The sequence below is a fragment of the Halomicrobium sp. HArcht3-1 genome (assembly GCF_058933345.1).
On the sequence record NZ_JBZYDM010000002.1, the window covers coordinates 1 to 26,637 of the forward strand.

The 26,637-nt window shown below is 63.4% G+C and carries 29 protein-coding genes, 2 tRNA genes and 1 pseudogene; 12 read left to right on the forward strand and 20 right to left on the reverse strand.

The window, feature by feature from the left end; all coding sequences use genetic code 11:
* The 3 genes and pseudogenes from AC5FRW_RS03015 to AC5FRW_RS03025 all read left to right on the forward strand — a co-directional run.
* A pseudogene (locus AC5FRW_RS03015) lies at nucleotides 1-119 on the forward strand (IS6 family transposase); the annotation flags it as partial.
* A 56-nt stretch (nucleotides 120-175) separates the two neighbouring features.
* Nucleotides 176-595: an HIT family protein gene (locus AC5FRW_RS03020; protein WP_493566953.1), complete on the forward strand. Its 420-nt coding sequence runs from the start codon at nucleotides 176-178 to the stop codon at nucleotides 593-595.
* Nucleotides 596-652: 57 nt separating this feature from the next.
* Nucleotides 653-1,369 carry an AAA family ATPase gene (locus AC5FRW_RS03025; protein WP_493566954.1) on the forward strand — a complete coding sequence of 239 codons (717 nt, stop codon included), beginning with the start codon at nucleotides 653-655 and terminating at the stop codon, nucleotides 1,367-1,369.
* Between the two features lie 120 nt (nucleotides 1,370-1,489).
* Here AC5FRW_RS03025 and AC5FRW_RS03030 read toward each other — a convergent pair whose 3' ends face one another.
* Nucleotides 1,490-1,999 carry a DUF7858 family protein gene (locus AC5FRW_RS03030; protein ID WP_493566955.1) on the reverse strand — a complete coding sequence of 170 codons (510 nt, stop codon included), beginning with the start codon at nucleotides 1,997-1,999 and terminating at the stop codon, nucleotides 1,490-1,492.
* A 193-nt stretch (nucleotides 2,000-2,192) separates the two neighbouring features.
* Here AC5FRW_RS03030 and AC5FRW_RS03035 point away from each other — a divergent pair, with 193 nt between their 5' ends.
* Nucleotides 2,193-3,053: a transcription initiation factor IIB gene (locus tag AC5FRW_RS03035; protein WP_493566956.1), complete on the forward strand. Its 861-nt coding sequence runs from the start codon at nucleotides 2,193-2,195 to the stop codon at nucleotides 3,051-3,053.
* A gap of 115 nt (nucleotides 3,054-3,168) precedes the next feature.
* Here AC5FRW_RS03035 and AC5FRW_RS03040 read toward each other — a convergent pair whose 3' ends face one another.
* The 7 genes from AC5FRW_RS03040 to AC5FRW_RS03070 are packed head-to-tail and all read right to left on the reverse strand — an operon-like array spanning nucleotide 3,169 to nucleotide 10,286.
* Nucleotides 3,169-3,849 carry a MinD/ParA family ATP-binding protein gene (locus tag AC5FRW_RS03040; protein ID WP_493566957.1) on the reverse strand — a complete coding sequence of 227 codons (681 nt, stop codon included), beginning with the start codon at nucleotides 3,847-3,849 and terminating at the stop codon, nucleotides 3,169-3,171.
* The gene (locus AC5FRW_RS03045) at nucleotides 3,846-4,661 is read right to left on the reverse strand and encodes a DUF7857 domain-containing protein (protein ID WP_493566958.1); all 816 of its coding nucleotides are present in this window, start codon (nucleotides 4,659-4,661) and stop codon (nucleotides 3,846-3,848) included. Before AC5FRW_RS03045 ends, AC5FRW_RS03040 begins: the two co-directional genes overlap by 4 nt.
* Nucleotides 4,662-4,699: 38 nt before the next feature.
* Nucleotides 4,700-5,491, reverse strand: coding sequence for a DUF7856 family protein (locus AC5FRW_RS03050; protein ID WP_493566959.1), 792 nt, complete (start codon nucleotides 5,489-5,491; stop codon nucleotides 4,700-4,702).
* Nucleotides 5,488-5,823: a DUF7855 family protein gene (locus tag AC5FRW_RS03055; protein ID WP_493566960.1), complete on the reverse strand. Its 336-nt coding sequence runs from the start codon at nucleotides 5,821-5,823 to the stop codon at nucleotides 5,488-5,490. The genes AC5FRW_RS03050 and AC5FRW_RS03055 overlap by 4 nt, the downstream gene beginning before the upstream one ends.
* Before the next feature lie 31 nt (nucleotides 5,824-5,854).
* On the reverse strand, nucleotides 5,855-6,424 hold the full coding sequence (locus AC5FRW_RS03060) for a DUF7504 family protein (RefSeq protein ID WP_493566961.1): 570 nt from the start codon (nucleotides 6,422-6,424) through the stop codon (nucleotides 5,855-5,857).
* Between the two features lie 58 nt (nucleotides 6,425-6,482).
* A complete protein-coding gene (locus AC5FRW_RS03065; protein WP_493566962.1) occupies nucleotides 6,483-6,755 on the reverse strand; it encodes a DUF7854 family protein in 273 nt (90 codons plus the stop codon).
* Nucleotides 6,756-10,286: an LAGLIDADG family homing endonuclease gene (locus AC5FRW_RS03070; RefSeq protein ID WP_493566963.1), complete on the reverse strand. Its 3,531-nt coding sequence runs from the start codon at nucleotides 10,284-10,286 to the stop codon at nucleotides 6,756-6,758.
* 137 nt (nucleotides 10,287-10,423) lie between these two features.
* Between AC5FRW_RS03070 and AC5FRW_RS03075 the strand changes: the two genes are divergently transcribed.
* Nucleotides 10,424-10,603 (forward strand): hypothetical protein, encoded by a 180-nt coding sequence (locus AC5FRW_RS03075; RefSeq protein WP_493566964.1) that lies wholly within the window; start codon nucleotides 10,424-10,426, stop codon nucleotides 10,601-10,603.
* A gap of 29 nt (nucleotides 10,604-10,632) precedes the next feature.
* On the opposite strand, the gene AC5FRW_RS03080 is transcribed toward AC5FRW_RS03075, so the two are convergent.
* From AC5FRW_RS03080 to AC5FRW_RS03105, 6 genes are all read right to left on the reverse strand, one after another.
* A complete protein-coding gene (locus AC5FRW_RS03080) occupies nucleotides 10,633-11,058 on the reverse strand; it encodes a PIN domain-containing protein (RefSeq protein WP_493566965.1) in 426 nt (141 codons plus the stop codon).
* The gene (locus AC5FRW_RS03085) at nucleotides 11,055-11,288 is read right to left on the reverse strand and encodes an AbrB/MazE/SpoVT family DNA-binding domain-containing protein (RefSeq protein WP_493566966.1); all 234 of its coding nucleotides are present in this window, start codon (nucleotides 11,286-11,288) and stop codon (nucleotides 11,055-11,057) included. The genes AC5FRW_RS03080 and AC5FRW_RS03085 overlap by 4 nt, the downstream gene beginning before the upstream one ends.
* A gap of 140 nt (nucleotides 11,289-11,428) precedes the next feature.
* Complete coding sequence (locus tag AC5FRW_RS03090) at nucleotides 11,429-12,376, reverse strand: trypsin-like peptidase domain-containing protein (protein ID WP_493566967.1); 948 nt, start codon at nucleotides 12,374-12,376, stop codon at nucleotides 11,429-11,431.
* Nucleotides 12,377-13,036: 660 nt separating this feature from the next.
* Nucleotides 13,037-13,109, reverse strand: a tRNA-Pro gene (locus AC5FRW_RS03095).
* Nucleotides 13,110-13,193: 84 nt separating this feature from the next.
* Nucleotides 13,194-15,077, reverse strand: coding sequence for an SLC13 family permease (locus tag AC5FRW_RS03100; RefSeq protein WP_493567372.1), 1,884 nt, complete (start codon nucleotides 15,075-15,077; stop codon nucleotides 13,194-13,196).
* Between the two features lie 95 nt (nucleotides 15,078-15,172).
* Entirely contained in the window at nucleotides 15,173-17,215 is a 2,043-nt protein-coding gene (locus AC5FRW_RS03105) for a DEAD/DEAH box helicase (protein ID WP_493566968.1), read from the reverse strand.
* Between the two features lie 256 nt (nucleotides 17,216-17,471).
* On the opposite strand from AC5FRW_RS03105, the gene AC5FRW_RS03110 reads away from it, so the two are divergent.
* Together AC5FRW_RS03110 and AC5FRW_RS03115 are read left to right on the forward strand one after the other, a co-directional pair.
* Entirely contained in the window at nucleotides 17,472-18,071 is a 600-nt protein-coding gene (locus AC5FRW_RS03110) for a DUF5789 family protein (RefSeq protein WP_493566969.1), read from the forward strand.
* Between the two features lie 96 nt (nucleotides 18,072-18,167).
* Nucleotides 18,168-19,367, forward strand: a complete 1,200-nt coding sequence (locus tag AC5FRW_RS03115) for a site-2 protease family protein (protein WP_493566970.1) — start codon at nucleotides 18,168-18,170, stop codon at nucleotides 19,365-19,367.
* Here AC5FRW_RS03115 and AC5FRW_RS03120 read toward each other — a convergent pair.
* Entirely contained in the window at nucleotides 19,316-19,591 is a 276-nt protein-coding gene (locus AC5FRW_RS03120) for an HNH endonuclease (protein WP_493567373.1), read from the reverse strand. The genes AC5FRW_RS03115 and AC5FRW_RS03120 overlap by 52 nt on opposite strands.
* Between AC5FRW_RS03120 and AC5FRW_RS03125 the strand changes: the two genes are divergently transcribed.
* Nucleotides 19,481-19,708 (forward strand): hypothetical protein, encoded by a 228-nt coding sequence (locus AC5FRW_RS03125; RefSeq protein WP_493567385.1) that lies wholly within the window; start codon nucleotides 19,481-19,483, stop codon nucleotides 19,706-19,708. The two genes, AC5FRW_RS03120 and AC5FRW_RS03125, sit on opposite strands and share 111 nt — an antisense overlap.
* A 766-nt stretch (nucleotides 19,709-20,474) precedes the next feature.
* Entirely contained in the window at nucleotides 20,475-20,927 is a 453-nt protein-coding gene (locus AC5FRW_RS03130; protein ID WP_493566971.1) for a DUF5814 domain-containing protein, read from the forward strand.
* A 29-nt stretch (nucleotides 20,928-20,956) separates the two neighbouring features.
* On the opposite strand, the gene AC5FRW_RS03135 is transcribed toward AC5FRW_RS03130, so the two are convergent.
* The 3 genes from AC5FRW_RS03135 to AC5FRW_RS03145 all read right to left on the reverse strand — a co-directional run bounded on the left by AC5FRW_RS03135 (nucleotide 20,957) and on the right by AC5FRW_RS03145 (nucleotide 23,121).
* A complete protein-coding gene (locus AC5FRW_RS03135) occupies nucleotides 20,957-21,394 on the reverse strand; it encodes a DUF8146 domain-containing protein (protein WP_493566972.1) in 438 nt (145 codons plus the stop codon).
* 185 nt (nucleotides 21,395-21,579) lie between these two features.
* Nucleotides 21,580-22,188, reverse strand: a complete 609-nt coding sequence (locus AC5FRW_RS03140; RefSeq protein ID WP_493566973.1) for an RPA family protein — start codon at nucleotides 22,186-22,188, stop codon at nucleotides 21,580-21,582.
* The gene (locus tag AC5FRW_RS03145; RefSeq protein WP_493566974.1) at nucleotides 22,189-23,121 is read right to left on the reverse strand and encodes a replication factor A; all 933 of its coding nucleotides are present in this window, start codon (nucleotides 23,119-23,121) and stop codon (nucleotides 22,189-22,191) included.
* A 151-nt stretch (nucleotides 23,122-23,272) separates the two neighbouring features.
* Here AC5FRW_RS03145 and AC5FRW_RS03150 point away from each other — a divergent pair, with 151 nt between their 5' ends.
* Nucleotides 23,273-23,566 carry a DUF7091 family protein gene (locus tag AC5FRW_RS03150; RefSeq protein WP_493566975.1) on the forward strand — a complete coding sequence of 98 codons (294 nt, stop codon included), beginning with the start codon at nucleotides 23,273-23,275 and terminating at the stop codon, nucleotides 23,564-23,566.
* Nucleotides 23,567-24,270: 704 nt separating this feature from the next.
* On the opposite strand, the gene AC5FRW_RS03155 is transcribed toward AC5FRW_RS03150, so the two are convergent.
* Nucleotides 24,271-24,340 (reverse strand) — tRNA-Gly (locus AC5FRW_RS03155).
* A gap of 134 nt (nucleotides 24,341-24,474) precedes the next feature.
* Between AC5FRW_RS03155 and AC5FRW_RS03160 the strand changes: the two genes are divergently transcribed.
* Entirely contained in the window at nucleotides 24,475-25,488 is a 1,014-nt protein-coding gene (locus tag AC5FRW_RS03160; RefSeq protein ID WP_493566976.1) for a mannose-1-phosphate guanylyltransferase, read from the forward strand.
* Between the two features lie 95 nt (nucleotides 25,489-25,583).
* The gene (locus AC5FRW_RS03165; RefSeq protein WP_493566977.1) at nucleotides 25,584-25,817 is read left to right on the forward strand and encodes a hypothetical protein; all 234 of its coding nucleotides are present in this window, start codon (nucleotides 25,584-25,586) and stop codon (nucleotides 25,815-25,817) included.
* Nucleotides 25,818-25,832: 15 nt separating this feature from the next.
* On the opposite strand, the gene AC5FRW_RS03170 is transcribed toward AC5FRW_RS03165, so the two are convergent.
* Complete coding sequence (locus tag AC5FRW_RS03170; protein WP_493566978.1) at nucleotides 25,833-26,615, reverse strand: SDR family oxidoreductase; 783 nt, start codon at nucleotides 26,613-26,615, stop codon at nucleotides 25,833-25,835.
* Nucleotides 26,616-26,637: the final 22 nt, after the last annotated feature.

The window sequence follows — 26,637 nt, forward strand, 5'->3', positions numbered from 1 at the left end:
TCTTTCGAGAAGTGAAAAGACGAACCTCTTCGTTCTCAAACTGTTTCAGCCACGTCGATCCAGACACAGCTGACGACTGGCTCAGATCATTCAGCTTCGCATGGAATCAGCTAATCTGAACACTACCCCAGAGAGAGGGCGAACCTTGATTTGGTCGCCGGACACACGACGAACCATGAGCGACGACTGCATTTTCTGTTCGATCATCGCGGGTGAAATCCCCGGCCGAATCGTTCACGAGACCGACGACGCGGTCGCCTTCCTCGACGCGAATCCACTGGCACGGGGCCACACGCTCGTGATCCCCAAAGCACACCACGAGCGCCTCGACGACGTGCCCCCAGAAGAGGCGACGGCGCTGTACGAGGCACTCCACGAGGTCGTCCCGGCCGTCGAAGACGCCGTGGACGCTCCGGCCACGACGGTCGCGTTCAACAACGGCGAGGCAGCGGGACAGGAAGTTCCCCATGTCCACGCCCACGTCGTCCCGCGGTTCGAGGGCGACGGCGGCGGGCCGATCCACAGCATGTTCGGCTCTCGGCCGAACCTTTCGGACGCCGACCTCGACGAGATCGAAGCCGCCATCGACGTGTAGTGCGATCCCGATCGAGTCCGACCCTTTTTATTCGGTGGCGAGCGATCGAACGATACCATGACAGAGACGCTCGCGTTCGTCGGCGTCGCCGGCGGCGTCGGCACGACGCGTACGGTCGTCGAGACGGCGGCGACACTCGCACGCGGGGGCGAGTCCGTCGCCGTCGTCGACGCCGCGTTCGAGACACAGGGGCTGTCGACGTACGTCGAGGGCAGCCTCGATCCGGACTGTACCGCCGTCACCGTCGACGAGGCTGGCTTCTCCGAGGCACTCGTCGACGTGTGGCCGGAACTGGCCGGGGAAGTGGCGCTGTGTCCGGCCTACGCACCCTTCGAGCGACTTGCACGCGCCAAGACGCCAGAAGCCGCACAACGCCTCGAAACGTGTCTCGACCACGCCGCGAGCCAGTACGAGCACGTCCTCGTCGACGTGCCACCCGTCGCAGCGAATCAGGCGGTCGCCGCGGTGCGCGGAGCCGATCGACGGGTACTCGTCGCACCGTCGACCCGCCGCGGGAACGACCACCTGCCGCGGATGCGCGGTCGGCTGGTCGATCTGGGCTTCGACGCCGACGCCGTGGTCGCGACCTTCGCCGACGAGGGCACGGCACTGACCGACCCCGACTACGAACTCCCGACGGGTGAGCGCGACGTGGTGACACCGACGGTGATCGACCCGGACACGACCTTCGCCCCCGCTGTCGCAGCGATGGCCGAGGGACTGTGCGGCTGCTCGCTCGACCTCGAATTCCCCGAGGAAGGGTTGTTCGACTGAGGAGGGTCGTGGAGCTTTGCACCCGGTCGAGAGAGACTGCGTGTGGTCGATCCACGACCGATCGACGGTGAACTGGACGAGACAGACGAGGAAAGCACTCTCTCGGTCGCCCGAACGGGCCTACACCAGATCGCTCGGTTGCTCGACGGCGTCGCCCAGCGACGCCTGTCTGTCGGCCGTCGCGTCGGCGTCGGTCAGCACCCCTTCCAGCGCGGCACGGGCGTCGGCCACTGGCTCGTGGGTCGCGACGTAGGTCGCGAGCGCGAACTCCCGCTCGCCCACGCCCGTGAGTCCGAGTGCGTCACTGCGTGAGAGCTGGCCGTCGAGCCAGTCTTCGAGCACCTCGCGCTGACGAGGGGTGAGCGGACAGACGTGTTCGCCACAGCGATGCAGGGTTTTGGCCCCCGTCATCGGTGCGATCCCTGCCGCTCGTGCAGCATCACCGACGCTCTTGCCGGCAGCGTACGCCTCCAGCAGCGTCGCTGCCGCGTCCGGCTCGCAGGGCAGTGGCACATCGGTGTCGGCCAGTCGATCTGCGAGCGACCCGGCGGTCCGGTCGACGGACGCGACACCGCGGTCACACTGCTCGGTCGTGACTTCGATGCCGGCTGCGATCTCCGAAAGCCCCATTAGTTCTCTATTTTCAAGTGAGTAATTTAAGGCTGTTGGAGTCGCGAACGGATCGGTGCGTTCGAGCGGGTCGAGGTACCGTGCTTCGATGTTTGCCTACCGGTTACCGGTAGGTAGATTTCGCCGCAGATCGGGAGTTGGCCGTCGAACGACCTGGTTTTAAATATTCCATCGGATCGAAGTTCGAAATAGAATGAGCACAATGACGCAACACTGTCCCGAATGTGACAGTGTGATCGACGCATCGGCACGCGAAGCAGTCTGTACCGAGTGCGGACTCGTCGTCGGCGAGGACCGACTGGACCGCGGCCCGGAGTGGCGATCCTTCGAGGACGACAGCGAGGAGAAGGCCCGAACCGGTGCGCCACTGACCCGGTCGCGTCACGACCGTGGTCTCTCGACTGAGATCGGTCGTTCGACCCGGCTGAAGGGGCGCAAACGCAGACAGATGGCGCGCCTGCGTCGCGAACACAGCCGCGCCCAGACCAGTTCGAAGCGAGAGCGCAATCAGCGGATCGGCTTCATCGAGATCCGACGACTGGTCAGTCAGCTCGCGCTCTCGACGACGATCCGCGACCGCGCCTGCGTCCTCTTCGAGTCCGCACAGGAGGCCGACCTGCTCGTCGGCCGTTCGATCGAAGGGTTCGCCGCCGCCGCGGTGTATGCCACCTGCCGGACCGGTGAGATCGCACGGAGCGTCGAGGAGGTCGCAGCGAAGGCACAGGCGTCGGCCGACGAGCTTCGGGTGGCCTACGACGCGATCAACCGCGAACTCGGCCTGCCGACGGGACCGATCGACCCGCGCGAGTACCTGCCGCGCTTCGCGAGCGAACTCGACGTGCCCCACGAGATCGAACGGCGAGCGACCGAACTGGCCGGCGTCGCCGAGGAGCGGAACCTCATCGCCGGCAAGAACCCCTGTGGCGTCGCGGCGGCCTGCCTGTACACCGCCGCCCGCGAGCAGGCGTACGACCTGACACAGGCCACTGCGGCCGACGTTGCCGGCGTGAGTCCGGTGACGCTGCGCTCGACGTATCAGGCACTCTCCGAGTGAGACCGTCGGCGATCACTGCGAGAGCAACACACCGCTCCGTCGCGTCGAGTTCGTGCACGGATCGACAGCCGCGGATGTGGCCGCTGGTGGTCGCCTCGTCGAGATCAGCGAGACGCTACACCTCGTGTCGTTGTCGTCTCAGATCGCGCTCGACAGCCGTCGCCAGCGTCTCGAAGGCGGAGCCAGCGGCGCTGTCTGGGCGTGTGCGACGGACTGGCTGTCCGGCGGCCTGTGCCCGTGCGATGGCATCGTCGTCGGGAATCGTGACGACCGGTGCGCCGAGTCGATCCGCGACCGACTCGACGGCCGCCGCGTCCGTGGCACGATTCAGAACCACCCGGACCAGTCCGGCGTCGAGTTCGCGGGCGAGGGCACGGACACGGAGTGCATCGGCCAGCGCCGACGCGTCTGGCGTCGTCACCAGCACGCAGCCGTCGGCGACGTACAGGGGCAGTCCCACGTCGGCACGCAGCCCCGCGGGCGAATCGACGATGACGGTGCCGTAGGCTCGTTCGACCGCCTCGACTGCCGTTACGAAGTCCGTCAGGTCACTCGCCCGAGCGCCAGCGAGCGTCCGCCCACAGGGAAGGATCGCGACCGGCCCGCCTTCGCGGACGGCTTCGACCGGGTCCGCACGGCCGGCCAGTACGTCGTGGAGGTCCGGTCCCTGCGACGCGGGGAGGTCTGCCATCCCGAGGTCGCCGTCGACGACGACGCCATCGAGATGTGCCGCGAGGTTGTACGCGACCGTCGACTTGCCCACACCACCCTTGCCGCCGGTGACGGCGAGAATCATCGCATACACTCCGCGACTCGCAGGTCTGGATCGCTCGCCTCGATGCGGTCGGCGAGGTCGCGTGCCCGGTCGGCGACGGCGAGCAGCCGACGGCGGTCGGCCGCAGTCGCGCGAACTGTCCGATTGCTCGCTTCGAGACCGTCGGTCGCCGAGAGCGCGGCCGTGAGTTCGGGCACCGAGTCGGCGGCGTCCAGCCGTTCGACCGTCGAAACGCGCTCCTCGACCCGGTCGAGCCACATCGTCACCGGATCGGTCGTACCGGCGCTGTCGTCGTGATCGTCCGGTCGGTCGTCGGATGGGACAGCAGGGCGATCCGCACTCGTTTTCAGGTCGGGACCGCCGGAGCCGGTAGCTGAGGGTCGTGCCGTGTCGTCTGGATCGTCGAGCGGTCGGTTCGGGTCGGGAGCGTCGTTCTCGCCGGTGTGTTCTGCCGGCGATTGCCCGCTAGCTGTCGGCAGGGGGACGGCCCCACGCGGCGGTGTCGGATCACCGAGTTGGCGAACCACATCGGTCACGTCGGTCGTCTCGTCGTCGTCCCGGACGACGGCCCCCTCCTCTAGCGACACGGGCGGGTCGTCGGGCGAGGCTGGCGTCGCGTAGCCAAGGACCAGTCGACCGTCCGCAGGCACGACACCCTCGTAGCCCCGCTCGTCCCAGCCCGGCGCGGGCAGCCCGCGCGAGCGTGGGGGCCACACCGGTCCGTCCAGCCGATGGCGGACCTGCACGCGACGGGCGACGCCGTCGCCGGTCAGTCGAACCGTCACGAGCGTGACCCCGCCGTGTGTTTCGGTCGTCGTCTCGATGGAGACCATGGCGACGCTGGTCCCGCCATCGGACTTAAACGACAGTGTCACTCGTCACAGTAGATCACTGGCCCACCGATCCAGTCGGCCGCGGCGGCCGGCGACGGAAATCGATCGACGGCGAGGACGACCGGCGCGCGAGGCCGGGAGATCCGTCCGATCGCGAGGGCCGCGACGACCGGCGGCGCATCGAACGGGTCGACCGTCGAATCGAGCGCGAAGACGGCGCGTACGTACGCGTCACTGACCTGTTCGACCAGCGCCGACCGCGCGTCGCGTTCGAGATTCGCGATCCGGTCGTCGAGACGCATCCGTCGCTCGCGGCGGTCACGGTCAGTTCGGGTCTGTGTACGATACTCTTCGGCGGCGATCCGGGCCGTCTCTCCCTCGGAAAGCGTCGCTGCGGCCTCGCGCAGTTCGGCCCGCACGTCGCTCGCATCCTCGCCGCTGGCTTCGAGAGCTTGCACCCGCCCGCGCAGCGTGGCGACTCGCTCACGCAGTTGGGCCGGATCGGTCTCCGGGGCGTCAGACCTGCGCTGTGGCTCGTCGTCGAGCGTGATTCGATCGCGTTCGGCCCGCAGCCGTTCGATCTCTGACAGCTGGGGTGCCGTCAGCCCCCGGGACCGGGCCGCGACGGCGAGGGCCGTTTTACGACGCAGTCCCATCTCGGGGTGGACGTGCCCGACGTGTTCGAACAGCGGCCCGGGCACGGCACAGTGGACTCGGCAGGCTGTGTCGTCGCCGCGGATCGCCGCCGCGACGGCGTGGCTCGCGAGATCGTGCCCGCGGAGGTCGGCGACCGCGCCACACCACGTGCGGTCGTCGTCCCCGACGATCACACGTCCTGCTCCCGCAGCGTGTCCGGCTCCGGCAACGGTCGACCGTTCGCGAACTGACGGTAGGGTATCGTCGCCGTCTCACGGGCTTCGTACGTCGCTGCAGCCTCCCGAACCTCGGCGGGTACGTCTTCCGGGACGAACGGCTCGACGCGCTCGATCTGCACGTCGCGACCGTGTTTCTCTTGCAATCGAAGCGCCTGAAACGCGCCGAAGGCCGTCCCTTCCAGTAGTGCCGCACGGCCGAGATGGCGAACCGTCGTCTCCTCGTGAGCACGAGTGACGTTTCGCAACGACGTTCGGGCCGACCGTGAGTAGGTGATCACGAGGAACACACCCTCGATTTCACACCATAATCTCTTAAATTTATCCACTCGAAGACGGGCGAACACGTACCGCCGGTGTCCCGTCGACGGTGACACGGGCATCACACAGCGAGGTGATGACAGCGACCGTCCGCGCGTCGTGTGCGTCGGGGTCGAGGTGGAAGTGGACCCGCGCCCCCTCGGCGAAACACTGGCGAGTCACCGTGTGGAGGAACTCGTAAGCCGTATCGAGTTCGACGTGCTGGAGCATCGCCGTCACCGAGTCGAAACACACTGTGATCGCACCGTCGGTCGTGGAGAGAAAGCGACTCAGTTTGATCCCGAGCGCGGTCAGATCGCTCCGGGTCGAGACCGCATCGACGGTCACGTCGTCGTCCGTCTCGTCGGGCGTCCGTGACTCACCGACCGTGAGGACGGCACGCTCGACCGACGAGTCGGGGAGGTCGGCGAGGCACTCCTTGGCCGAGCGGTCGAACGACACCCACAGCACCGTGCGTCCGTCTCCCGCGTCGTCGGCGAGGAGTCGATGACACAGTCCACCATCACGACCAGTCGACGCACACAGCAGTATCGTCGCTGCATCGTCGAGCTGGTCGGAGACTGCCGACATTATCGACACACCACACGCCACTGGGTCAAATCCCTTTTCCCTCGTGCGAGTCGGCAGCTCAGCCGTCGATTGGCGTCACGTCGAACCGTCCCGGTGAGTCGACGAGCGCGGCGACCCGGTCACGAGCGTCCGGCCGCGAGGACGCGAGGACGACCACCCCGTCGACACTACCGCCTTCGGCACGGTAGGCCTGCAGGGAGCCGTCGAAGTCGGTCGCGTAGGTCCGCAAAATCCCACGAACTTCGTCTTCGAGGGCGGCCAGCGAGCACTCGCCGTCCTCGAACCGGGCCAGCGCGTCCTCGACATTGCGGAGAGCAGAGATACGGTCCATCTACGTCGTCCTCAAATGGTCGGTGCGAGGTTCGTACACCTCGCCTTTCTGTTTGAGCTTCTCGATCTCGTGTTCGGCCTTCGACTCGTCGATGCCGACCTCCTCGGCGCGCTCGACGACCACGTCGACCGGTGCACCCTCGTCGTACTCGTCCTCGATGTCGCTGATGATCCCCTTGAGGTTCTGGATGCGGTCGCGCTGGCTCTTTGAAGTCCCCGTCTCGACCACGTCGGCGTCGAACTCGCCGGTCTCGGGGTCGACGCCGATCTGCTCCATGCAGTAGCGCGCGATCGAGGTCGCACGCTCGGCGTCTTCCTGCTCGACCGTATCCGAGAGCCGAATCCGCGCAGAGGCCTCGGAGAGACGGACCAGCGCTTCGAGCTTTCGGGCCGTGACCGGGACGGCCGCGTCCTCGTCGGTCCCCTTCACCCGCAGGTCGACGTAGAAGTTTTCGATCTCCGCTTTCGCTTCCTCGGTCATCGTCGGGAAGCAGTTCGTCTTGGCGTACGCGACGTACTTGCGCAGGAGTTCCGGCTCGATCGTCGGTGCTACTTCGTCGGTGACGGCTTCGACCTCCTCCTGACTGTAATCCGAGGCGGGGTTCTCCGTGCGGTGGGTGTGTAACTCCCCGGCGTAGTTGGTCTGGATGATGTGACTCGCCAGATTGCGGTCCTCCTCCTCGTCGGGCTTGTCGGTGACGGTGAAGATGAGGTCGAAGCGAGAGATCAGCGCGGGTTCGAGGTCGATCTGCTCGCCGATCGGCTCGAACTGGTCGAACCGGCCGTACTTGGGGTTTGCCGCCCCCAGCAGCGAACACCGCGATTTCAGCGTCGCGTTGATCCCGGCCTTGTTGATACTGATCTCCTGCTGTTCTAAGGCCTGGTGCATCGCCGACCGGTCGTCGGCGTCCATCTTGTCGAGTTCGTCCACCGCTGCGATCCCCAGATCCGCCAGGACGAGCGCGCCCGCCTCCAGCGTCCACTGCTGACCGTCGCCGAAGTCGTCGCGAACCGCCGCCGCCGTCAGGCCTGCGCTGGACGATCCCTTCCCGGAGGTGTAGACCGAGCGCGGTGCGATGTTTTTGATATATGATATCATCTGGGAGTTGTGGGAGACAACGCCGTTTGTGAGATAGTTGTGCGTCCCCTCGATTTCGAGGTCGTAGACCCACTCGTTTTCTGGTTCGATTGACTCGATAGATTCGATCTTGTCCCACGCAGTGTCTCCCTCGACGAGTCCCCAGAGTGCGTCGAGATCGCGGCGGATACTTTCGAGGTCACCCCCGTCAGTCGTCACTTCGGTTGCCTGTGTCTCTGTCACGTCGATCTCGTCTATTCGATTACCAAAGGCCCTCAGCACCGACGAAAGACTCTGGCGACTCGGGTTCCGCCGTCCTTGCTCGTAGTGCTGATACGTCGTCCGTGGGATACCACAGTCGTGCTGGGTAAGATCGAGCGCCTCTCGGATACGGCGAAGTTCGGTCCCGACGTCGGGAACGACATCGAGATTCGTATTGCTCGACTGGTTGGCGTGCGCCGCACACGCTTCGATCTTTCTCTCGGTAACGAATCCAATTCGTTCAGTGTACGTGGCGAAAGCATCACCCGAAATTCGGAGGCGGTAGCTCCCGTTGTCCCGGGATTGTAACTGTGACGTGATCCCCACCGAGAGCAATAGCGCTCGAACGTCCTCAAGCAACTGTTCGCTCATCGAAGCGACAGAGATCTCACGCTGGGATGCTGAGACGTGTCCCTCTCCTTCGATATATCCCGTGAGGAAGGCGCATTTGATCTCTTCCGTTGCCTGCATCAGTGGTCGTGGTACACGTTGGTCGCCCGACGACGAGAGCAGGTTCGGCTCGAGTTTCGCGAGGAAACTGACGAACTCGCCAGCAGAGCACATCAGTTCACGGGCGTCTTTCCCATCGTGGGCCTGGCGCTCCGTAACGTTCAGGTTGAGCGATCTCAAGATCTCCGTCGCATCGTCCAGTACTTCGCGGTCGTTGTTCGTAATCGAGACGAAGCCAGTGTTATCGTCACGCTGTTCTACGTATCCCTCGGCAACGATGTAGCCGAGTACCCGCCCAAGCTCCGGTGTCCATTTGTCGGGCAAGTCGAGGTCGATACGATTGTACGAACGCGCCTGCCGGAAATCGACGTTCAACTCTGGATCGCCGTCCGACGGGATCGTCCGCGGAACAGCCACAAAGTCTTCTTCCGAAAGATTCTCTGCTTTGACCGCCTGAAACCGCCCTTCGGATTGAACGAACAGCGGATGCGACGGCGTCACGTCGACCTCTCGACCAGTGGCGGTTCGAATTCGGTACAGCTGGTCCGGCGCTTCGCGTTTCCAGACTTTCGTTGCTCGCTGCTGCGCGATGGTCCCATCATCTTGGAGCGAGGGTACGTCGAAGTCCACCTCGTCCCAGACGCCGTCGTCGACGGGCTTCGGATCGTCGAGATTTCGCTCGACCAACTCTCGGATCGGGATCTCAGAGCCGTCTGCGAGCGTCAACCGCGTGTCTCCTGCGACGCATTTCCCTGTACCAGGGTCACCGATCAGCAGCATATGGAGATCTCCACGTATCCGTGATCCGTCAGGAAGGTGTTTGGTGACCCCCGAGAAGAGCTGGAGCATCATCGCGAGTTTCTCGCGCTCGTAGCCGTAGATCGACGGCGCGATCGCGCCGACCATCTTGTCGTAGAGACCATCCTCGTTGGAGAGTTCGATGATCTCTTTCTTGTCCTCGTCGGTGATGTCCATGTCCTCGAACTGCTCGTCCTCGATGGCGATGTCCATCCCCTCCATGTAGAGGTCGAACATCGGCGACTTGTTGCGGTCGTCGCCCTGCTGGTCGAGTTTGAGGATGCCGGTCACGCGGACATGGTCCCCGGCGGTCACGTTGCCGGTGATGTCGTCCTCGATGTTCACGTCGATAGCCTGTGGCGTCTCGCCCCCGCGCAGGCCCTCCGGGGACTCCTGAACGCGGATCTTCTGAGCGTCGACGAACTCCGATTGGTCCATGTTCAGGCGGAACGGGCCTTGGCGCTCACACCCCTGACACTCGTGGGGTTCCTGAAAGTCGCCGGCGGCCTGTGGGATACGCGTCAGGGTCCCACAGCGCTGGCACTCGAAGGCGGCGTTCGTAACTTTCGGGCGCACGTCCGTGGCCTTGCGGACGATGCCCTGGACCGCGACCAGCGTGGAGTGGTGTTCGTGGCGCAGTTCGCGGATGTCCGTCGACTCGGGGAGATTGTGAAAACGAACGTGGGCCTGCCCGAGTTTCACGTCGACCGGGAGGTCGTACAGGCGCAGCGCCTCCTCGGCGTAGTCCTGCATCTGGTCCGGTCGGTTCTGCACGTCGTCGGCCAGATCCGGGTCGAAGCGATAGAGATCCTGCCAGTCGACCCACAGCGACTTCTGGTCGTTCGGATATTTCTGAGCGAGTGCACCGATCTCGTTGCGGTAGTAGTTGCGGTAGAACTCTTCGAACGCGTCGGTGAGTTCGGTGTTGTCGACGCCGGTGGCCATTGGGTCGAAACAAGGTACTGCGCCCTCGCTCAAGAAGGTTCGTACTCCGGGGTGAAAGTGATCGTCGCGCTGGCCGGTGGCGTCAATGCTTACCGGTGTGTGGCCGGTTCATGTCCTCGGGGTGGATAGGGGAGAGTATGACGATCACCGCCCTCACCGAGATCTCTGCGTCGGACCGCGACGGCACCGACCGAACGCACTATCGAACGACCGTGCCCGAATCCGTGGTGGAGTTGCTGGAACTGGAGGATCATCGCGTAAAGTGGCAGGTGACCGACGACGGGGCTGTGGAGTTGCGGGCCGTGCGGGAGGAGTGAGGGGCCTTGGCCCCAGCATGAACAGACCGTCAGTGAGGATTTACTGCAGTGTTGAGACGCGTGACAGTGTCCAGCGAATCGAAGTCGTCGTCGAAACTATAGATGTACTCGATCGCTTCGGCGTTCATGAATGCAACCTGCATACTATCGCCGAAGTTCAGTCCGGGATGACCTCGGAACAGCGACCGACCGGGCCCGTAGTTCTTCGTTGGATTGTACGGCAGTTCGAAGTGCGCACCCTGAACGAAGCGGTCAAGGAGGTCGACAGCACGTCCGTGGCCCTTTCGTTCCTCGACGAAGTTGAGCGTCTCCAGCAGAGCCTCGTTCGTAATGACTCCCGCAGGTAAGTCTCCGTTGTCGATGCCACGGAGGATGTCGAGACCCGCCTCGTGGTCCGCGTCGTCGGTATCTGCCGCGGCGATGAGCACAGTCGCATCCAGCAGGGCCTGCGTCACCGCTCTGACCCAGTGGTGTTGTGCGCAGTCCCACCGTCGCCACCCATCGACATCGGTTCGAAGTCGTCGAAGACACCCTCTCGTTGGTGGACGACCTGGATACTCACGTCTCCGTCTTCGACGGTCCAGCGGATCTTGTCGCCCGCTTCGATCCCCAGTGATTCCCTGACCGCCGCCGGGATCGTAATACCGCCACGCTCGCTCACTGTCGTCTCGTCCGAAGTGCCCATGCTCGTGACTACGCCGTCGCGTCAGTTAAACCTCATGCGGTGGTTCAGGTGAGTCTGTGTCCGCCCGGTCTATGATCGCTCTCGTCGTCAACGGCGAGGACGCATCTATCCACCGGTAGAGAGTGTTTCGACGGCGGATATCAATCTTGGTTCCGAATGATATCATCAAGATAGTGAGCATGCCAAACCCGGTTTAGTCCAGACTCTCTCTCAATGTTAGTGAGTCGATCCTGAATGTCCTCTAAGTAGTCTTCAAGATCTGGTTCAGATTCGCTTCCAGCGATTTTATCTCGAATATCATCCAGAGATATGTCCTCATCTATCGTAATCTGTTCATCTGAATAGATCCCCAACAGTCGGGCACTGGTCGACTTACTTGAGGGACCAACAGCACGGAGAGATTCAACCAAACCCTTCTCGTCGCCTGTAATCTTCCCCTCAGAGACAACATCTAACTCCTGATATTTGGGGATGTGAACAACTGGACTTCCACTCATTCCCTTATGTAGCTTCGAATCTATAAAAAAGAAGGCTGAATCGCGGTGGGCGACACTATATGGACTCGAAATTAGAGCATTACGGATAATTGGGAATTTGTGGAATCCAGATAGCAAATCTGGATATCCAACGACTTTCGAAATATCACCTCCAGAAACCGACCTATCATCCTCTTGGACCGATTCTCTATGGAACGGTTTGGTTCCTTGAAGATCAAAATCGATTGGAATTGCTACTACATCGATTTTTGAATTCTTTGGGTGTGTCCTCCAAATGGGGTCTCCTGATGGATCGTATAGATTAACATATTTCCTCGTACTTTCACGAAGGTCCTCGGAATTTCGTAGATGGATAGAAAGGGCATCTGGATGAGGGGCATCAGGAGGTTCTACTACGTGTTTGTTTGTTATGAGATAAGGACCAACTTTCGGCAAGTCGTTATTTTGTCTTTCCGGGAAACCCCATCTGTGTCGATAGAAAAAACCAGTGGCTGTGAATCTCATATCCTCGCGGTTGTTGTAGTGGTATCCAATAGGCGTTAATTTCCGAAATAGCGGCTCAATATCACGGTGGCCTAGGCCCCTTCTCATATTTTATTTGTAGTATGTACATCTGATAACTCTTGATGTGATAGCTGGGCGAGATTCTCACGAGATATGATGTTCTACTAGCTGGATACTGTACGGCGTATTTTGGATAGTCGCTTAACGGCGCGACGCGCCGGGGGTGCAAAATGTTACTATATTGTCGCAGAGAGAGACAGTGATACCTCTATGCAGGGAGCGCGCTACCCCCCGGACCAGTCGGACGGACAGCCGGCGTCCATCCACGCCTCGAAGTCGAAGCTCTCGCGCGTCTACTCCCAGAAGTATCCGCCTCCGACTTCACGCCTCTGTCTCGAAAGAGACCGTAGCGGCAAGCATACGCCGAGCGAAGCGAGGCGTTTCACTCCGAGCGCGCGAAGCGCGACTCGGAGGGTCTTTTTCGCCACCGGAAGACTCGCTGTGCTCGACTTCCGAGCCTCACTTCGCTTCGCTCAGTGAGACCACGTTTTTCGAGGAGCCCTCACCGCACCGAGCTGCAGGCTCGCGAGGAAGGGCGACGATGAAAAAGGTGGATGGGATCGCCCGAGATTGTGAACCAGAGGAAGACATGCTCACTCGCTTCGCTCGTTGCGCGTGACTTCCAAGGCTCAAATCCGCGCGTCGTCTTTTATTTGCGACTCGCGGTGTCGCTCGTCGCAAAGTAAATGGGATCGCCCGGATTTGAACCGGGGTCACGGGCACCCAAGGCCCGAAGTATACCAGGCTAACCCACGATCCCGTACACAGAGATGGATCGGTCAGAGAGTAAAGGGTTTCGTTGCGGGGACGGATCGACAGAGAGTGTCACGCAGTCGGGATAGTGTCAGGGCGTCAGGCCCCAGAGGGCGGCGATGCCGAGCGTCGTCACGACGGCGAAGATCGCCTGTAGCGGCGCGCCGACCTTCACGTAGTCCGTGAATCGGTAGCCGCCGGGACCGTAGACGAAGAGATTGGTCTGGTAGCCCACGGGCGTCATGAAGGCCGTCGAGGCGGCGAAGGTGACCGCGAGCACGAAGGCGAAGGGGTTGGCCCCGAGCTGGACCGCTGCTTCGGCGGCGACGGGGATCATGAGGACGACGCTGGCGTTGTTCGAGATGATGTTGGTCAGGAGCGCCGTGACGACGTACATCAGGCCGAGGACGACGATGGCGGGCAGCGCGGGTGCGGCCATCACGAGCAGGTCGGCGATCAGCTCCGCGCCGCCGGTCGCTTCGAGCGCGAGGCCGAGCGGGATGACCCCAGCCAGGAGGAAGATCACGTCCCACTGGACGGCGTCGTACACCTCAGGTGGGCGCAGGCAGCCGGTGAGGATCATCGCCAGCGCGCCCGCGAGCGCCGAGACGACGATGGGGACGGGGGTCAGAGCGGCCACGCCGACGACGGCGGCGACGATGCCGACGGCGACGGGAATCTTCGATTTGCGGAAGTCCGGCCGTTCGACCTCCTGTGCCACGATGAAGCTGGGGTTGTTGTTCAGGCGGTCGACGTTGTCGGCGGTCCCCTGGACGAGCAGGGTGTCCCCCACCCGGAGGTTGGTGCGGTCCATGCGCTGGCGGATGAGTTCGCCGCCGCGCCGCAGGGCGAGGACGGTCGCGTCGTAGCGCTGGCGGAAGTTCGTCGAGGCCAGCGACTCGCCGACGAGCGAGGATCCGGGTGCGATCACCACTTCGACGAGGTTCTGGCGTTCCTCTGGCAGTTCGAGTTCGGTCTCGTCGACGGTCACATCCGGCACCACGTCCAGCCCCTCGGCGTCGAGTAACTCGACGAGCGTGTCACGGTCCGTTCGGAGCGCGAACACGTCGCCGGCCTGAATCACCTTCGGACCCAGCGGTTCGAGGAAGGTGCGCCGGTCCCGGATCAGCTGGACGAGGTCGATGTCGAACTCGGTCTCTTCGAGGGCCTCGTGGATGGTCTGGCCGACGATGGGCGAGTCCTCGCGGACGACGACCTCGGTGAGGTAGTCGGCCATCTCGAACTCCTGGGTGAGGTCGCCCTCTGGCTTGATCCGGGCGGGGACGAGCCAGCGCCCGATCGTCAGCAGGTACAGCGAACCGACGACGAGTAAGATCAGGCCTAACTGGGTGAACTCGAACATCGAGAACTCGTGGAGCGCGCCGTAGCGGGCGGGGTTGTCGACCGCCAGCCGACCGGCGAGTTCGCTGGCGAGGATGTTCGTCGAAGTGCCGATCAGCGTGAGCGTGCCACCGAACATCGAGGCAAACGACAACGGCATCAGGAGCTTCGACGGGGACGTCTTGCCCTTGTGTGCGAGATCGGTCACCATCGGGAGCAAGATTGCGACCGCCGCGGTGTTGTTGATGAATCCGGAGATCGGGCCGACGATCCCGACGGTCGCACCGAGCTGTTTGGTTTCGCTATCGCCGGTCAGGGCACCGACTTTCGCACCGAGGATCTGGATGACACCGGTCCGCTGGACGCCGGCAGAGAGGATGAACATCGCGAGGACGGTGATCGTCGCCGCGGAGGCAAAGCCCGAGAGTCCGACACCGGTCGGATTGACACCGTCACCGAGTCGGTGGAGGACGGCGATCGGTTCGGCCAGCACGCCGAAATCGACGAGGACGGTCGTGGCTGGCTCGACGAGCAAGAGTGCTACCATCACACCGATGGCCGTCACGTCGACGGGGACGCGCTCTGTCGCGAACAGCACGAGCGCGCCAGCCACGAGTGCGAACACGAACGCCATGCCGGGCGTGATGGGTGGCAGTGTCACGTCAGGGTGGGGGGACTCGCGGAATGAAAAGGATAGGGATTCCGGGTTCCGGACGAGAAGGCGTCTCGTTACGCTCTGTTTTCTCGCAGCTCCATCTCCGCGACGATTTCGTACGGATGCAGTCCTTTCCGTACCCCGTCCAGAATGGCGAACGACTGGTCGGGATCGAGGAAGAAGCGCGTGACCGCACGACCGAGCGGTGTCGGTTCGAGTCCGTCGATAAAGTCGTACTGGAGGAGTTTGCCCAGCGCGTGCTTGGTCGGGACTTCGCCGATCATGCGGTCGTTGAGTCGTTTGGCCTGATCCCCGGCGACGGTGACGTTAGCCAGCGTCTCCTCGACGGCGGCGGCCTCGTCGTACTGGGTGATGACCGGCTCCATCTCGCCCTTGAGGAGCTTGAACGCCACCTCGTCCTCGGTCATCTCCATGCTGTTGTGATAGGAGGTGTCCGGTTCGACGAGCAGGTACACTGTCCCTTTGTCGTGGTAGTCCGGGCGGCCGGCGCGCCCGAGCATCTGGCTGAACTCCTGGACCGACAGCCACTCGATCCCCATCGCGAGCGTGTCGAAGATCACCTGCGAGGCCGGGAAGTCGACCCCCGCGGCGAGTGCCGCCGTGGTGACGACCGCGGCGAGGTCCTGATCGGCGAACTGCTGTTCGACGCGCTTGCGACGCTTGGTGTCCAGTCCGGCGTGATACGGTGCCGAATCGTACTCCAGTTTGCGGGAAATCTCGTGACAGCGCCGCCGGGAGTTGGTGAAGATGATCGTCTGACCCCGGTAGCCCTTGCTCGATTTGGTGTCGAACGCGCGCCGGACGAGTTTGTTCTCGATCCGGGTCTTCTCTTGATTGTCCGCGAAGGTGACGTGGCGTTCGATGGGCACTGGCCGTTCCTCGAACTCGACGAGGTTGGCCCGAAGCTTCTTCGCGAGGTCGCTGGCGTTGCCGACCGTCGCCGAGAGGTAGATCCACTGGGTGCCGTCGAGACCGACGTTTTCCTCGCAGTAGTACTTCAACCGCGAGATCAGGCCGTCGAGACGGTGGCCGCGCTCGCCTTCACCCAGCGTGTGGACCTCGTCGATGACGACGGTGCCGATGTCGCCCAGATCCTTGCCGGTCCGTAGCGCGTGGTCGATCCCCTCGTAGGTCCCGACGATCACGTCCGCGCCGGGATCGAAGCGGTTGCCGTCGCCGTCGATCCGGCTCGATCCGACCCGAAGTGACACGTCGACCATGTCGCCGTAGCGCTCTTTGAACGACTCGTACTTCTGGTTCGCCAGCGCGACCAGCGGGACGAGAAACAGCATCTTCCCCTTGCCGTTGAGCACCCGGTCTAACCCGGCCATCTCGCCGATGAGCGTCTTCCCGGTCGCCGTTGCACTGACGACCAGCTGGTCCTCGCCGTCGGTCGCGCCGTTCTCGACGGCGAGACTCTGGACCGGGAGCAAGGTGTCGAAGCGACCTTCGAGGTGTTGCTGGATGCCGGGGTGGAGCGACAGTGAGTCCACCGGCACGAGGTCGATGTCGTCGACCGTCGCCGAAATCTCGTCGAACTTCGTTAGGTCGGGATCGAGTTCGCCCGCGAGGAGGTTCTCGATGCGGTCGAGGTCCTGTACCTCCAGCAGGAGGTCTTCGAGGCGGGCCTGTGCGTCGCTGGTGAGACCGCCGTTCAAGGCGAGTTCGCGGTCCAGTTCCTGTCGAGCACAGTCCGGGCAGATGAACTCGTCGTCGGCGGCGATGGCCGTCTCGCTCGTGATCGGCGAGTAGTAGCCACTGGACGCACAGTACCGGCAGGTCCGCACGACCTTCGCCGAGAGCTGATAGCCATCGAGCATCTCGCGGATCTCGTCGCGCCCCCGCTTGGAGGTCTGCTCAGAGATGCGGATGCGCGACGCTCGACGGGCCAGTTCGACGAACTGGTCGGGGCTACGGAGGTCCTCGCTCGCGCCCTGCTTGATCCGTAGCCGGCGCGGGCGCGGGCCGGCGTCGGTCTGCTTGAGTTCGAGAATGCCGTGGAACACGCGCCCACCGTCTCGCTCGACGACGACGCGGTAGTCGTCGCCGTGTTCGTGGACGAACAGTGTATCGACACGGCCGACCTGCTGAGACACATCGAAGGAAACGTGACTGAAGTATTTCAGCGGTTCGGACTCTTCGTGGCGGTATCGCAAGCAGTGCGGACTGGTAGCGATGAGGATCGCATCGACGGGTCCCCGTCCTGTATCGGTCAGTCGACCGGGCGGGAGGCGGAGTTCCCACCTCACGGAGCGCGAATCGTCCGTGATCAACGACGCCGGTGCCGTCTGTCCGGCCGGGGCCAGCGGCGTCGACCACAGCGTTATCAGGTTGGCAATCCAACATTTAGTGATGGCAGACGACAAAAACGGCCGAGACAAGCAAGCACGTGATGCCGACAGACGCCAGCGAGAACGTGACATCGTCGCATCGCTCGAACGCATGGACGAAACAGAGCCACCGGTCGACGAGACGACGCTCGAACTCTTCGAGACAGAACTCGACTCGCTCGCGTTCCCCGCGACAGGTGCCGAGGTCGTCGCGACCGTCGGCGACGAGACGATCGAGTCCGAGGTCGGGCGCTACGCCATCGCGGAACTCGTCCCCGACACGGACGAAGAACAGTTCGACTCTCCCGCCGCCGTCCGGGTGCGCATTCAGCGACCGACCATCGCCGCGGCGATGAAACGGATCGTCGAAGCCACCGAGTCGTATCCACGCGAATCGCTCACCGAGTCCCAGCGCGAGGCCTACGAGAAGACGTTCCGGGAACTCAAAGCGATCGACGCGGTCGACGACGACGAAGGGATTCCCGTCGTCCGTGACTGGATCATCGACCAGCTCCACGACGACGAGACACTCCCGGGGTCGCGAGCAGTACGCCGGGAGGCAGCCAAATTCTGTCGATCCAACGGGTACGAAGTCCGTAACGACGAGTGGCTCGGGATCTAGACAGTCCACTGGAACGCGCAGGTGCGTCCACGTCGGTACGGAAACGACTCACCTCGCGCCGAGGGCTTGAAGCCCCTCCCCCGATTACCCACTCGTATGCGACGATTCCGCATCGGCAGTGCCTTTGGCATCCCGATCCAGTTGGATCTCACCTTCCTGCTGGTGTTGCCGCTGTTCGCGTGGATCATCGGCTCACAGGTCGAACCGACGGTCGAGTTGCTCAATCAGTTCGGTGGGGACCTCGACGCGGCCGTGCTGACGACCGACGCTCTCCCCTGGGTGCTGGGGATCGCGGCCGCCGTCGGCCTGTTCGTCGGCGTCGTCCTCCACGAACTGGGCCACTCGCTCGTGGCGATGCGCTATGGCTACCCGATCGAGTCGATCACGCTGTGGCTGTTCGGGGGGATCGCACAGCTAGACGAGATGCCCGAAGACTGGCAACAGGAGTTTTTCATCGCCATCGCCGGCCCCATCGTGAGCGTCCTCGTCGGCACCGTCTCGCTGGCGGGCTTCCTGACAGTCCCCGCGCTCGTCCCCACGGGTTCGACGGCGGCGGCCGCCGTCCAGTTCGTGCTGGGCTATCTCGCGCTCATGAACGTCGCGCTGGCCGTGTTCAACATGCTGCCGGGCTTCCCGATGGACGGTGGACGCATTCTCCGTGCCCTGCTCGCCAGAAACAATCCATACGCACGAGCCACCGAGATCGCCGCCGAGGTCGGGAAAGCGTTCGCGATCCTGCTGGCGCTGTTCGGACTCTTTCCACCGTTCAACCCACTCCTGATCGGACTGGCATTCTTCATCTACATCGGCGCGGCCGGCGAGTCCCGCCAGACCGTCATGCGCGCCGCCTTCGAGGGGATCACCGTCGCCGACGTGATGACCGACGCCGACCGCGTGACGACGGTCGACCCCGACACGAGCGTGCGCGAACTGATCCAGACGATGTTCCGCGAGCGCCACACGGGCTACCCGGTCGAACGGAACGACGAAATCGTCGGTCTCGTCACGCTAGAAGACGCCCGCGCCGTCCGGGAGGTCGAACGCGAGGCCTACACCGTCGCCGACGTGATGACGACAGAACTCATCGCCGTCGCACCCGACGAGGACGTGATGACCGCACTCACCGAACTAGAGGGCAACAACGTCGGTCGCCTGATCGTCCTCGACGACGACGACGAATTCGTCGGCCTGCTGACGAGGACGGACATCATGACCGCCCTGACGATCATCAAATCGAACCCGAACTACAAGGCCGACGACGAGGGCGAAGCGACCGTCTTCGAACCACAGACGTGAGCGCCAGCGCGGCGACCGGTTCCCGTCCGCCACCGCAGTTCTTCGCGTGAGACCTGCCCGAATTCCGCCCGCCGATGACACGCCGGACACAGTGACACGACGTTATCGAGCGTATGGGCGTCTTGCTCTGTGAGGACCGGCGTCTCGACGAACGCGCGAACGGGAACGATGTGATGTACGTCCGGGTTCCGACCGAGTTCGTCGGCCGTCGTCCCGCACAGCACGCACTCGTGGCCGTCGCGTTCGAGTGCGGCCTCCCGGACCCTGTTCCAGCCCTTTCCGTACGGGCCAACGGTGCCACCCTCCCAGTTTGGGTGACCGTCACCAGTGAAGGCGTCTGAGAGCCACGATGCATGACACTCACGACTGCACAGGGTCACTTCGCCTGTGATCCGGGTAGGATGTCGCTCGATCTGTGTGCCGCATTCGTCACACGAGAGTGAGACTTTCCCACCGTTCCAGCGAGGGTTGTTTTCGCCATCGATGTCCAGCGGTGTGCGCCACGACTCCGATTCGACACACGCCGAGCAGAACTTTCCGGGTTTCGCGCTGGGATAGTACTCGAACACTGTGCCACAGATTTCACAGGAACTCTCTTCTTTGGCGTCTCGATAATTCGGGTTGTCAGAGCCAGTGTACGAAACGCACTCGTCGTGGCAGTCGTCGGAACAGTACTTCTTGTCGTATTCGGAATAGAAGTCTTCGCCACAGCCTGCACAGGTCCGGTTTGGTAGCTGTTTGTCGTGAGCGTGACTGTGATGGACGCCCAATCCGCGCCGGCTATCGAACACTCTCCCGCAGGTCGGACACTCGTGTTCAGACATAAATACGAGTGTGTCCGGGACAGTATTTATAGCTGAGCCACGCTCAGTGGAAGTAAAATCACACAGCGGACGATCGCATACACAGTACTATATGAAATTTGATGTAAGTCCGGGTGCGAGAATTGAACCCGCCTCACAGCCACCACAAGGCTGTAGGATGCCACTACCCCAACCCGGACACGGATGAGGCATTCTTAGATATCCCGCTGGAACTCATATACGTTACGACTCCGGACGCTCTTCGAGACGCTTTTACACGCCACACCCCTATACGACAGCAATCGTGGCCATCACGGACAAAATCTACATCAAGAACCACCGGCAGTTGGTCTCACAGATCGAGACCTCGTTCCCGAAGGGGGCGTTCAAGGGCGCGACGCTGGACATCCTCTTTCAGGGCGAGGGGCTGGCAAAGCTCAACGACGCCACTCAGGACCGGGTGCTCGATTTCGCCGAGGACTTCTTGGATTGCGACTGTCAGGCCAACCCCCACTGTGGCTGCCCCGAAGAGAAGTTCGTCCAGTACCTGCTGGAACTGCGCGCCGAAGGGCTGGGTCCCGACGCCATCGTCGACGTGATGGGCGACGAGTACATGCTGTATGCCTACCCCGGAGACGTACTTTCCTTTCTCGACGACTCGGTCCGCACGCTGGAGGCAGTCGAGGCACTGGCGGACGTGGATGGACAGCCGGACGTGGCACAACAGGCCAGAGAGAGCAGAGACGAATTAGTCTGAGACAGCGCGGGCGGTCGGCGACCGACGGCTCAATCGAGGTCGTCGAAACTGCCGATGCGGTAGGAGGCGTCCTCGTCGTCTTCGCCGTCCAGATCCTCTAGCTGGACGATGTCTTCCTGATCGTGTTCGTCCAGTTGCTGGCGAAGCTGGGTGACGTAGCGTTTGTGTTCTTCCAGTTGTTCGCGCAGGTGGTCGGCTTCCAGTTCCAGTCGCTCGTGTTCCCGGACGAAGCTCTTTGGCACCTCGACTTTCGGCGGGAAGCTTTCTGTCGTCGACTCGCTGCTGGTGGCCTCGTTGAGTTCGTGTTCGGGCACGACCTCGACCTGGCCGTCGTGGGCCACGAGCAGGTCGACGTAGTCCCGGAAGACCGCAGAGAGTGAGATGTCTCGTTCCTCTGCGATGCCACGGAGCGTCTCGAACTTCTCCTGGCTAACCCGGAACGAGATGGTCTTGTTCTTGTTACTCATCGTTGTGTTACTGTATCAGTTCATCGTACTTAATCGTTTGTCAGACGCTCGCACGGCTGGCGAAGCGCCGAAAGAAAGCGGACTGGCCGTCAGTGGTCCCGTGGCTGCGCGACTGCTCAGCTCGGGCTATCTCTCGCTGCTCGCGTGTCGCTCTGCTGTCTGCCGTTTCCGAGACGCGCCACTCGCTAGGCTTCTGGCGCGTCTCGCTGCTCGTCTTCGAGACTTTCGAGCGCACCGACGGCGGCCCGGCGGTAGTTCTCGACCGGTAGCTCGTACTGCTCGTTCGCCATCTGGACGTACTCGTCCATCTCGGCACCATCCTCGGCGTCCTCGAACGCCTGAATCCGATCGAGGGTTCGCTCGGCCGTCTCGACGACCCAGCGGTCACGCGTCGCCTCGTCGACCCGTGAGATCGACTCGGGGCGGACGGAGACGTTGACCTCACCGTCGTCGGTCTCGTAGGTCCGGGGCTTGCCGACGACGGCGACGTAGGCCGGCGGTTCGAGTTCGCGCAGCATCGACGCGGCGTCTGGCTGGTACTGCCCGGCGTACATGAAGAACGTGTCGCCGTTGGGGTCGACGACCCGTCCCTGCCAGTACTCGCTGTCTTCGCCAACGTCCTCGGTCTCGGTCAGTGTCCCAACGAGGAACACGCGGTTGGCCCGCTCGCCCGTCGGTAGCAGGACGTAGACGGGGGCGCGCTCGTCGTCGGACTCCTTGAACGTGTAACTCGCATCGTTGAACTCGCGGGCGAAGACGCGGCGGGCGACTTCGCGGGTAGGTGTTGCAGCCATCTAGATCGACCTCGCTTTGATCAGCATCGCTTCGGCATCGACTGGTCCGTCTAGTCGCTCCTGTTCGTTCGCCAGCACGTAGCGGCCAAGCGTCGGCCCGGTGACGCGGTAGTACCGCCCGAGCACCTTCTGGCGCATCTCGTCGGCCACGACGGTCGTGTCGAGTGCGTCCATCGCCATCTCCTTGCCCTCGGCAAGGGAGATACCGGTCAGTTCCTCGGTCGCCTCCTCGTTGAAGATGACCTCGGTGACCTCCTCACCGTCGTCCAGCACGCCCTTGATCCGGAGGTCGAACTCGCCTTCGACCTCGCCGTGTTCGTTACACCGGCCGTTCTGGAGGACGCGGGTACAGTCCTCCTCGGGGCAGCGCTTGATCAGGCCGCTGCCCGACTGGATGTCGACCAGCGCACCCTCGACCTCGACGGCGTCGTCGCCGACTTCGAGGTCCGCGTCGAGTTCTTCGATCGTGGTCGTCCGATTGAGTTTGATCGAAAATCGACCCTGATACTCGTCGGTGACGACGTTGCGCAGGCTGTACACCGTGCCTTCTTCGAGTTCCGGGAGGTCGGATTTCGACCACTTGGTGAACTTGATCGTCCCGGTCTCGTCGCCCAGCAGGCCGACCTGGGCAACGGCGTCGGCCGTGGCGTCCCACAGTTCGACGACCTTGCCGGTCACGTCGACCCACTCCTCGGGCGCGTCGATGTCGGCGATGTCGACTTCCTCGTTACCGCCACCGCCCGATAGCTGATCGCGCTCCATGCCGGCCTCGTCTAAGTACGTGTTGACGACGCTGCGGCGGGCCTCGCTCAGTGGCACCTTGTACTCCTCGACGAGCGTCTCCAGACGCTCCTCGATTTCGTCGACACTGAGGTCTAGCTGGTCCTCGAACTGCTCGTGAATCTCTGTCGCAGGGGTATGCAAATCTGTCATTGCGTTCTCTGTCTCCGCGTGTTTTCGATGGGAGACAATCGACGGTTGGTCGTCTCGGTATATAAACCCTCGTCAACCAAAGTGAAAGTGGACTGCCTCACGAGCGGCCACGCCCGAGAAGATTCTTGACGGGCGAGCCAGTACAGCCCGTATGGCCGACGACGACCGGACGAGCCTCTTTCAGCAGTTGATGCGGTCGACGCTCCGCTCTGCCGGTCGCCAGATCGAGGATGCCAAGCGAGCCTACACCGACGCCAAGCGCTCGGCGCTCGCCGACCTCCCCCAGACAGACGACGGGAAGGCCCGCATCGTCTGCCGGCGCTACGCCGAACGGCGGGCCGTCCGCCTCGACGACCACGCTCGTCCTGCCTGCTTCGACCCCGACCACCCCGACTGCCAGGGCTGTGCCGAGGACGTGCAGGAAGGCAGTGTCGAGACCTGGTAAACCATCTTTTTCCGCTTCGGGTTTCCTCGCGAGCCTGTGGCTCGCTGCGGGAACCCTCGCGCAAAAACATGGGTGAAAAAGGCCGAACGCGAGCCGCGGCTCGCGTTCGGGGAATCGCACGAACTGCCGGGTCCTTCGGACCGCTCGTTCGCGCGAATGCTTGTCGGTCAGTACAACCGAACCACTGACCAGACGGCAGTGGCGCGCGCTGTTGCGTCCTTGTGACGCGACGAAACTGTGCGAGGTCTTCCTGAGCGGAGCGAAGGAAGGCTCGGAAGTCGAGCGAAGCGAGTCTTCCAGTGGATGAGTGACCGAGCGATAGCGAGTGAGTGAATCGGTTGGGGAGGTGTGTGGCTGCGGTGCTATGCAGTGCGGTCCTGGCGTCTGCGTGAACGAAGTGAACGCAGGCTCAGGAGAGCTTGCTCTCCTGGCGGAATGAACGGGCGAGGCGCGTCTGGGCGATTCTGTGTGGGCACTATCCGAACGCAGTGAGGATATCCCGCACAGAATCGTCCAGCGAGCCGAGGGCGTTCAGTTGGCGGTCACGCTCGCAGTCACTATCTGGCATTCGTTCCGACACACAACTGAGAGAGTTACCCACTCAATAAGCGCCCAAGACACACCAGTCGTTTCGGCGGTCAAGAGAGAAGCGTGTCTGCGACCTCGTACTGTGCTCGATCCGGCAGAACCCAAGTCGAGAAGAATGCGGCGGGGAGGACTCGAACCTCCGGCTTAGCCGTGGAAGGGCCACGTGTTCCGCTACACTACCACCGCGCTGTCCGCACTCGACGGGAGGAGGGCATCGGACAAAGGTACACGGCGACTTCGGGGTCGAAGCGACCGCCTACGCGGGACCCACGACTGGCGAGACGCGAAACCTTGAGAAGGAAGCCCGTCCAACCCCGTGCATGGATCGCCCCATCGTCGCCCTGATCCTCGCCGGGGGAACCGGGACGCGGCTCTATCCGGCCAGCCGCTCGGACCGGCCCAAGCAGTTCCAGTCGTTCGGGAGCGATCGATCCCTGCTGGCCGAGACAGTCGACCGCGCGGCGTTCGCCGACGAGACGTACGTCCTCACGCGCGAGTCCTTCGCCGACGAGATGCACGAGCACGCGCCAGAGGCGGCCGTCCTGACCGAGCCGGCAGCGAAAGACACCGGGCCGGCGCTGGTCTACGGCGCGCACCGAATCCGCGAGCAGGTCGGCGACTGTGTCCTGTTGGTCCTGCCCAGCGACCACGTCGTCGGCGCGGGCTTTCACACCGTCGCCGAGCAGGCGGCCCGCGTCGCAGTGGAAACGGGGGGGCTAGTGACGATGGGCGTCGAGCCGACCCGAGCGGAGACGGGCTATGGGTACATCGAGCCCGGCGAGACACGCGAGACGGCCAGCGGAGCGGACTACGAGACGGTCGCCAGCTTTCACGAGAAGCCCGACGCAGCGACCGCCAGCGAGTACGTCGACCGGGGCTACTACTGGAACGCGGGGATGTTCGCGTGGACGCCGACGGCGTTGCTGTCGGCGGCACGGGACTCCCCCTTGGGGCCGCTCGTCGATGCACTCGACGAGGGCGACCCCGAAGCGGGCTTTGGCGCCGTCGATGGCGTCAGCGTCGACTACGCGGTCCTCGAACGGGCCGACGACGTGGCGGTCGTCCCGGCCGACTTCGAGTGGGACGATCTGGGCGCGTGGGACGCACTCGCTCGCCACCTGCCGACCGACGCGGACGGCAACGCTGTGCTGGGGGAGGCCATCACGGTCGACGCCGACGACAACGTCGTCGCGACGGACGGCCACGTCAGCCTCGTCGGCGTCGCCGACCTCGTCGTCGCCAGTTTCGGCGACCGGACGCTGGTCGCACCGGTCGAACAAGCCCAGCGCGTGCGCGAGGTCGTGGCCCGGTTGCGCGAGGACGGCCACTTCTGAACGGCCGCCTCACCGCCCAGAATGGTTAGTAACGGAATGGTTCTCCAGTGGAAGTCGGCGAAAGTATCTTCAAAAGCCCCTCTGTATGGGAAGCTATGGCAGGCATGGCTCGGCAGTTCTGGCTGATCGTCGTCCCGCTACTCGTGGGGTTTTCGGCCGTCGGGCTGCTCGCATTGTCGTTTTTCTTCCCCGGCGACCTCTATGCGGTCGGCTCCACGGGGTATCTCGTGACGGCGATCGTCGCGGTCACGGCACTCGGGATCGTCCTCTGGCAGAGCGTCGCCAGCGAGGTGACCGTCGGCGGGATCGACGAGGTCGAGCGTCGCTGACCCGTGGTGAGCGGGCTAGCTCCGCATCGACCCGCCGTCGATGGGGAGAGCTGTCCCGGTGACATAGGAAGCGCGAGCACTGGAGAGGAACGCGACCACGTCGCCACACTCCCGGGGGTCTGCAATGCGGCCAAGCGGCGCGTCGGACCACTGCTCGCGGCCCTCCTCGTAATCTTCGTATTCGCCCCGCTCGACCGCGTCTTCGATCAGTTCCCGGATCCGCGGCGTCTCGTGTGCGCCGGGGAGGACGGCGTTGACCCGGACCTCGGGTGCGAACTCGCGGGACTGGGTCTTCATCAGGCCGATGACGGCCCGGCGGACGGCGTTCGAGAGCACGAGGTCGTCGATGACCTCCCGGACCGAGCGGGACGTGATGTTGACGACGGTGCCGGCGTCGGACTCCTTGAGGTGGGGGTAGGCAAACCGCGTCGTCCAGACCGCGCTCATCACGAGCACGTCGTAGGCCTGATACCAGTCTCGCTCCGTCGTCGAGAGGAAGTCCCCGCTTGCGGGACCCCCGGCGCTGGTGACGACGTGGTCCAGCCCACCGAGTTCGTCGACGGTCTCGGCGACGAACGCTTCGACGTGGTCCCGGTCGGTGATGTCGGCTTCGACCGCGAGGACCTCACCGTCGCCGGTCGCTTCGAGTTGCTCGCGGGCCGCGTCGAGGCGTTCCTGCGTGCGGCCACACACGGCGACGTGCGCGCCTTCACGGGCGAGTGCGGTCGCGCTGGCGAGACCGAGACCGCTGGTCGCTGCGGTACACAGTGCGACGTTGCCGTCGAGTTCGAGATCCATACCGTGGCCTGTGACCGCGGGC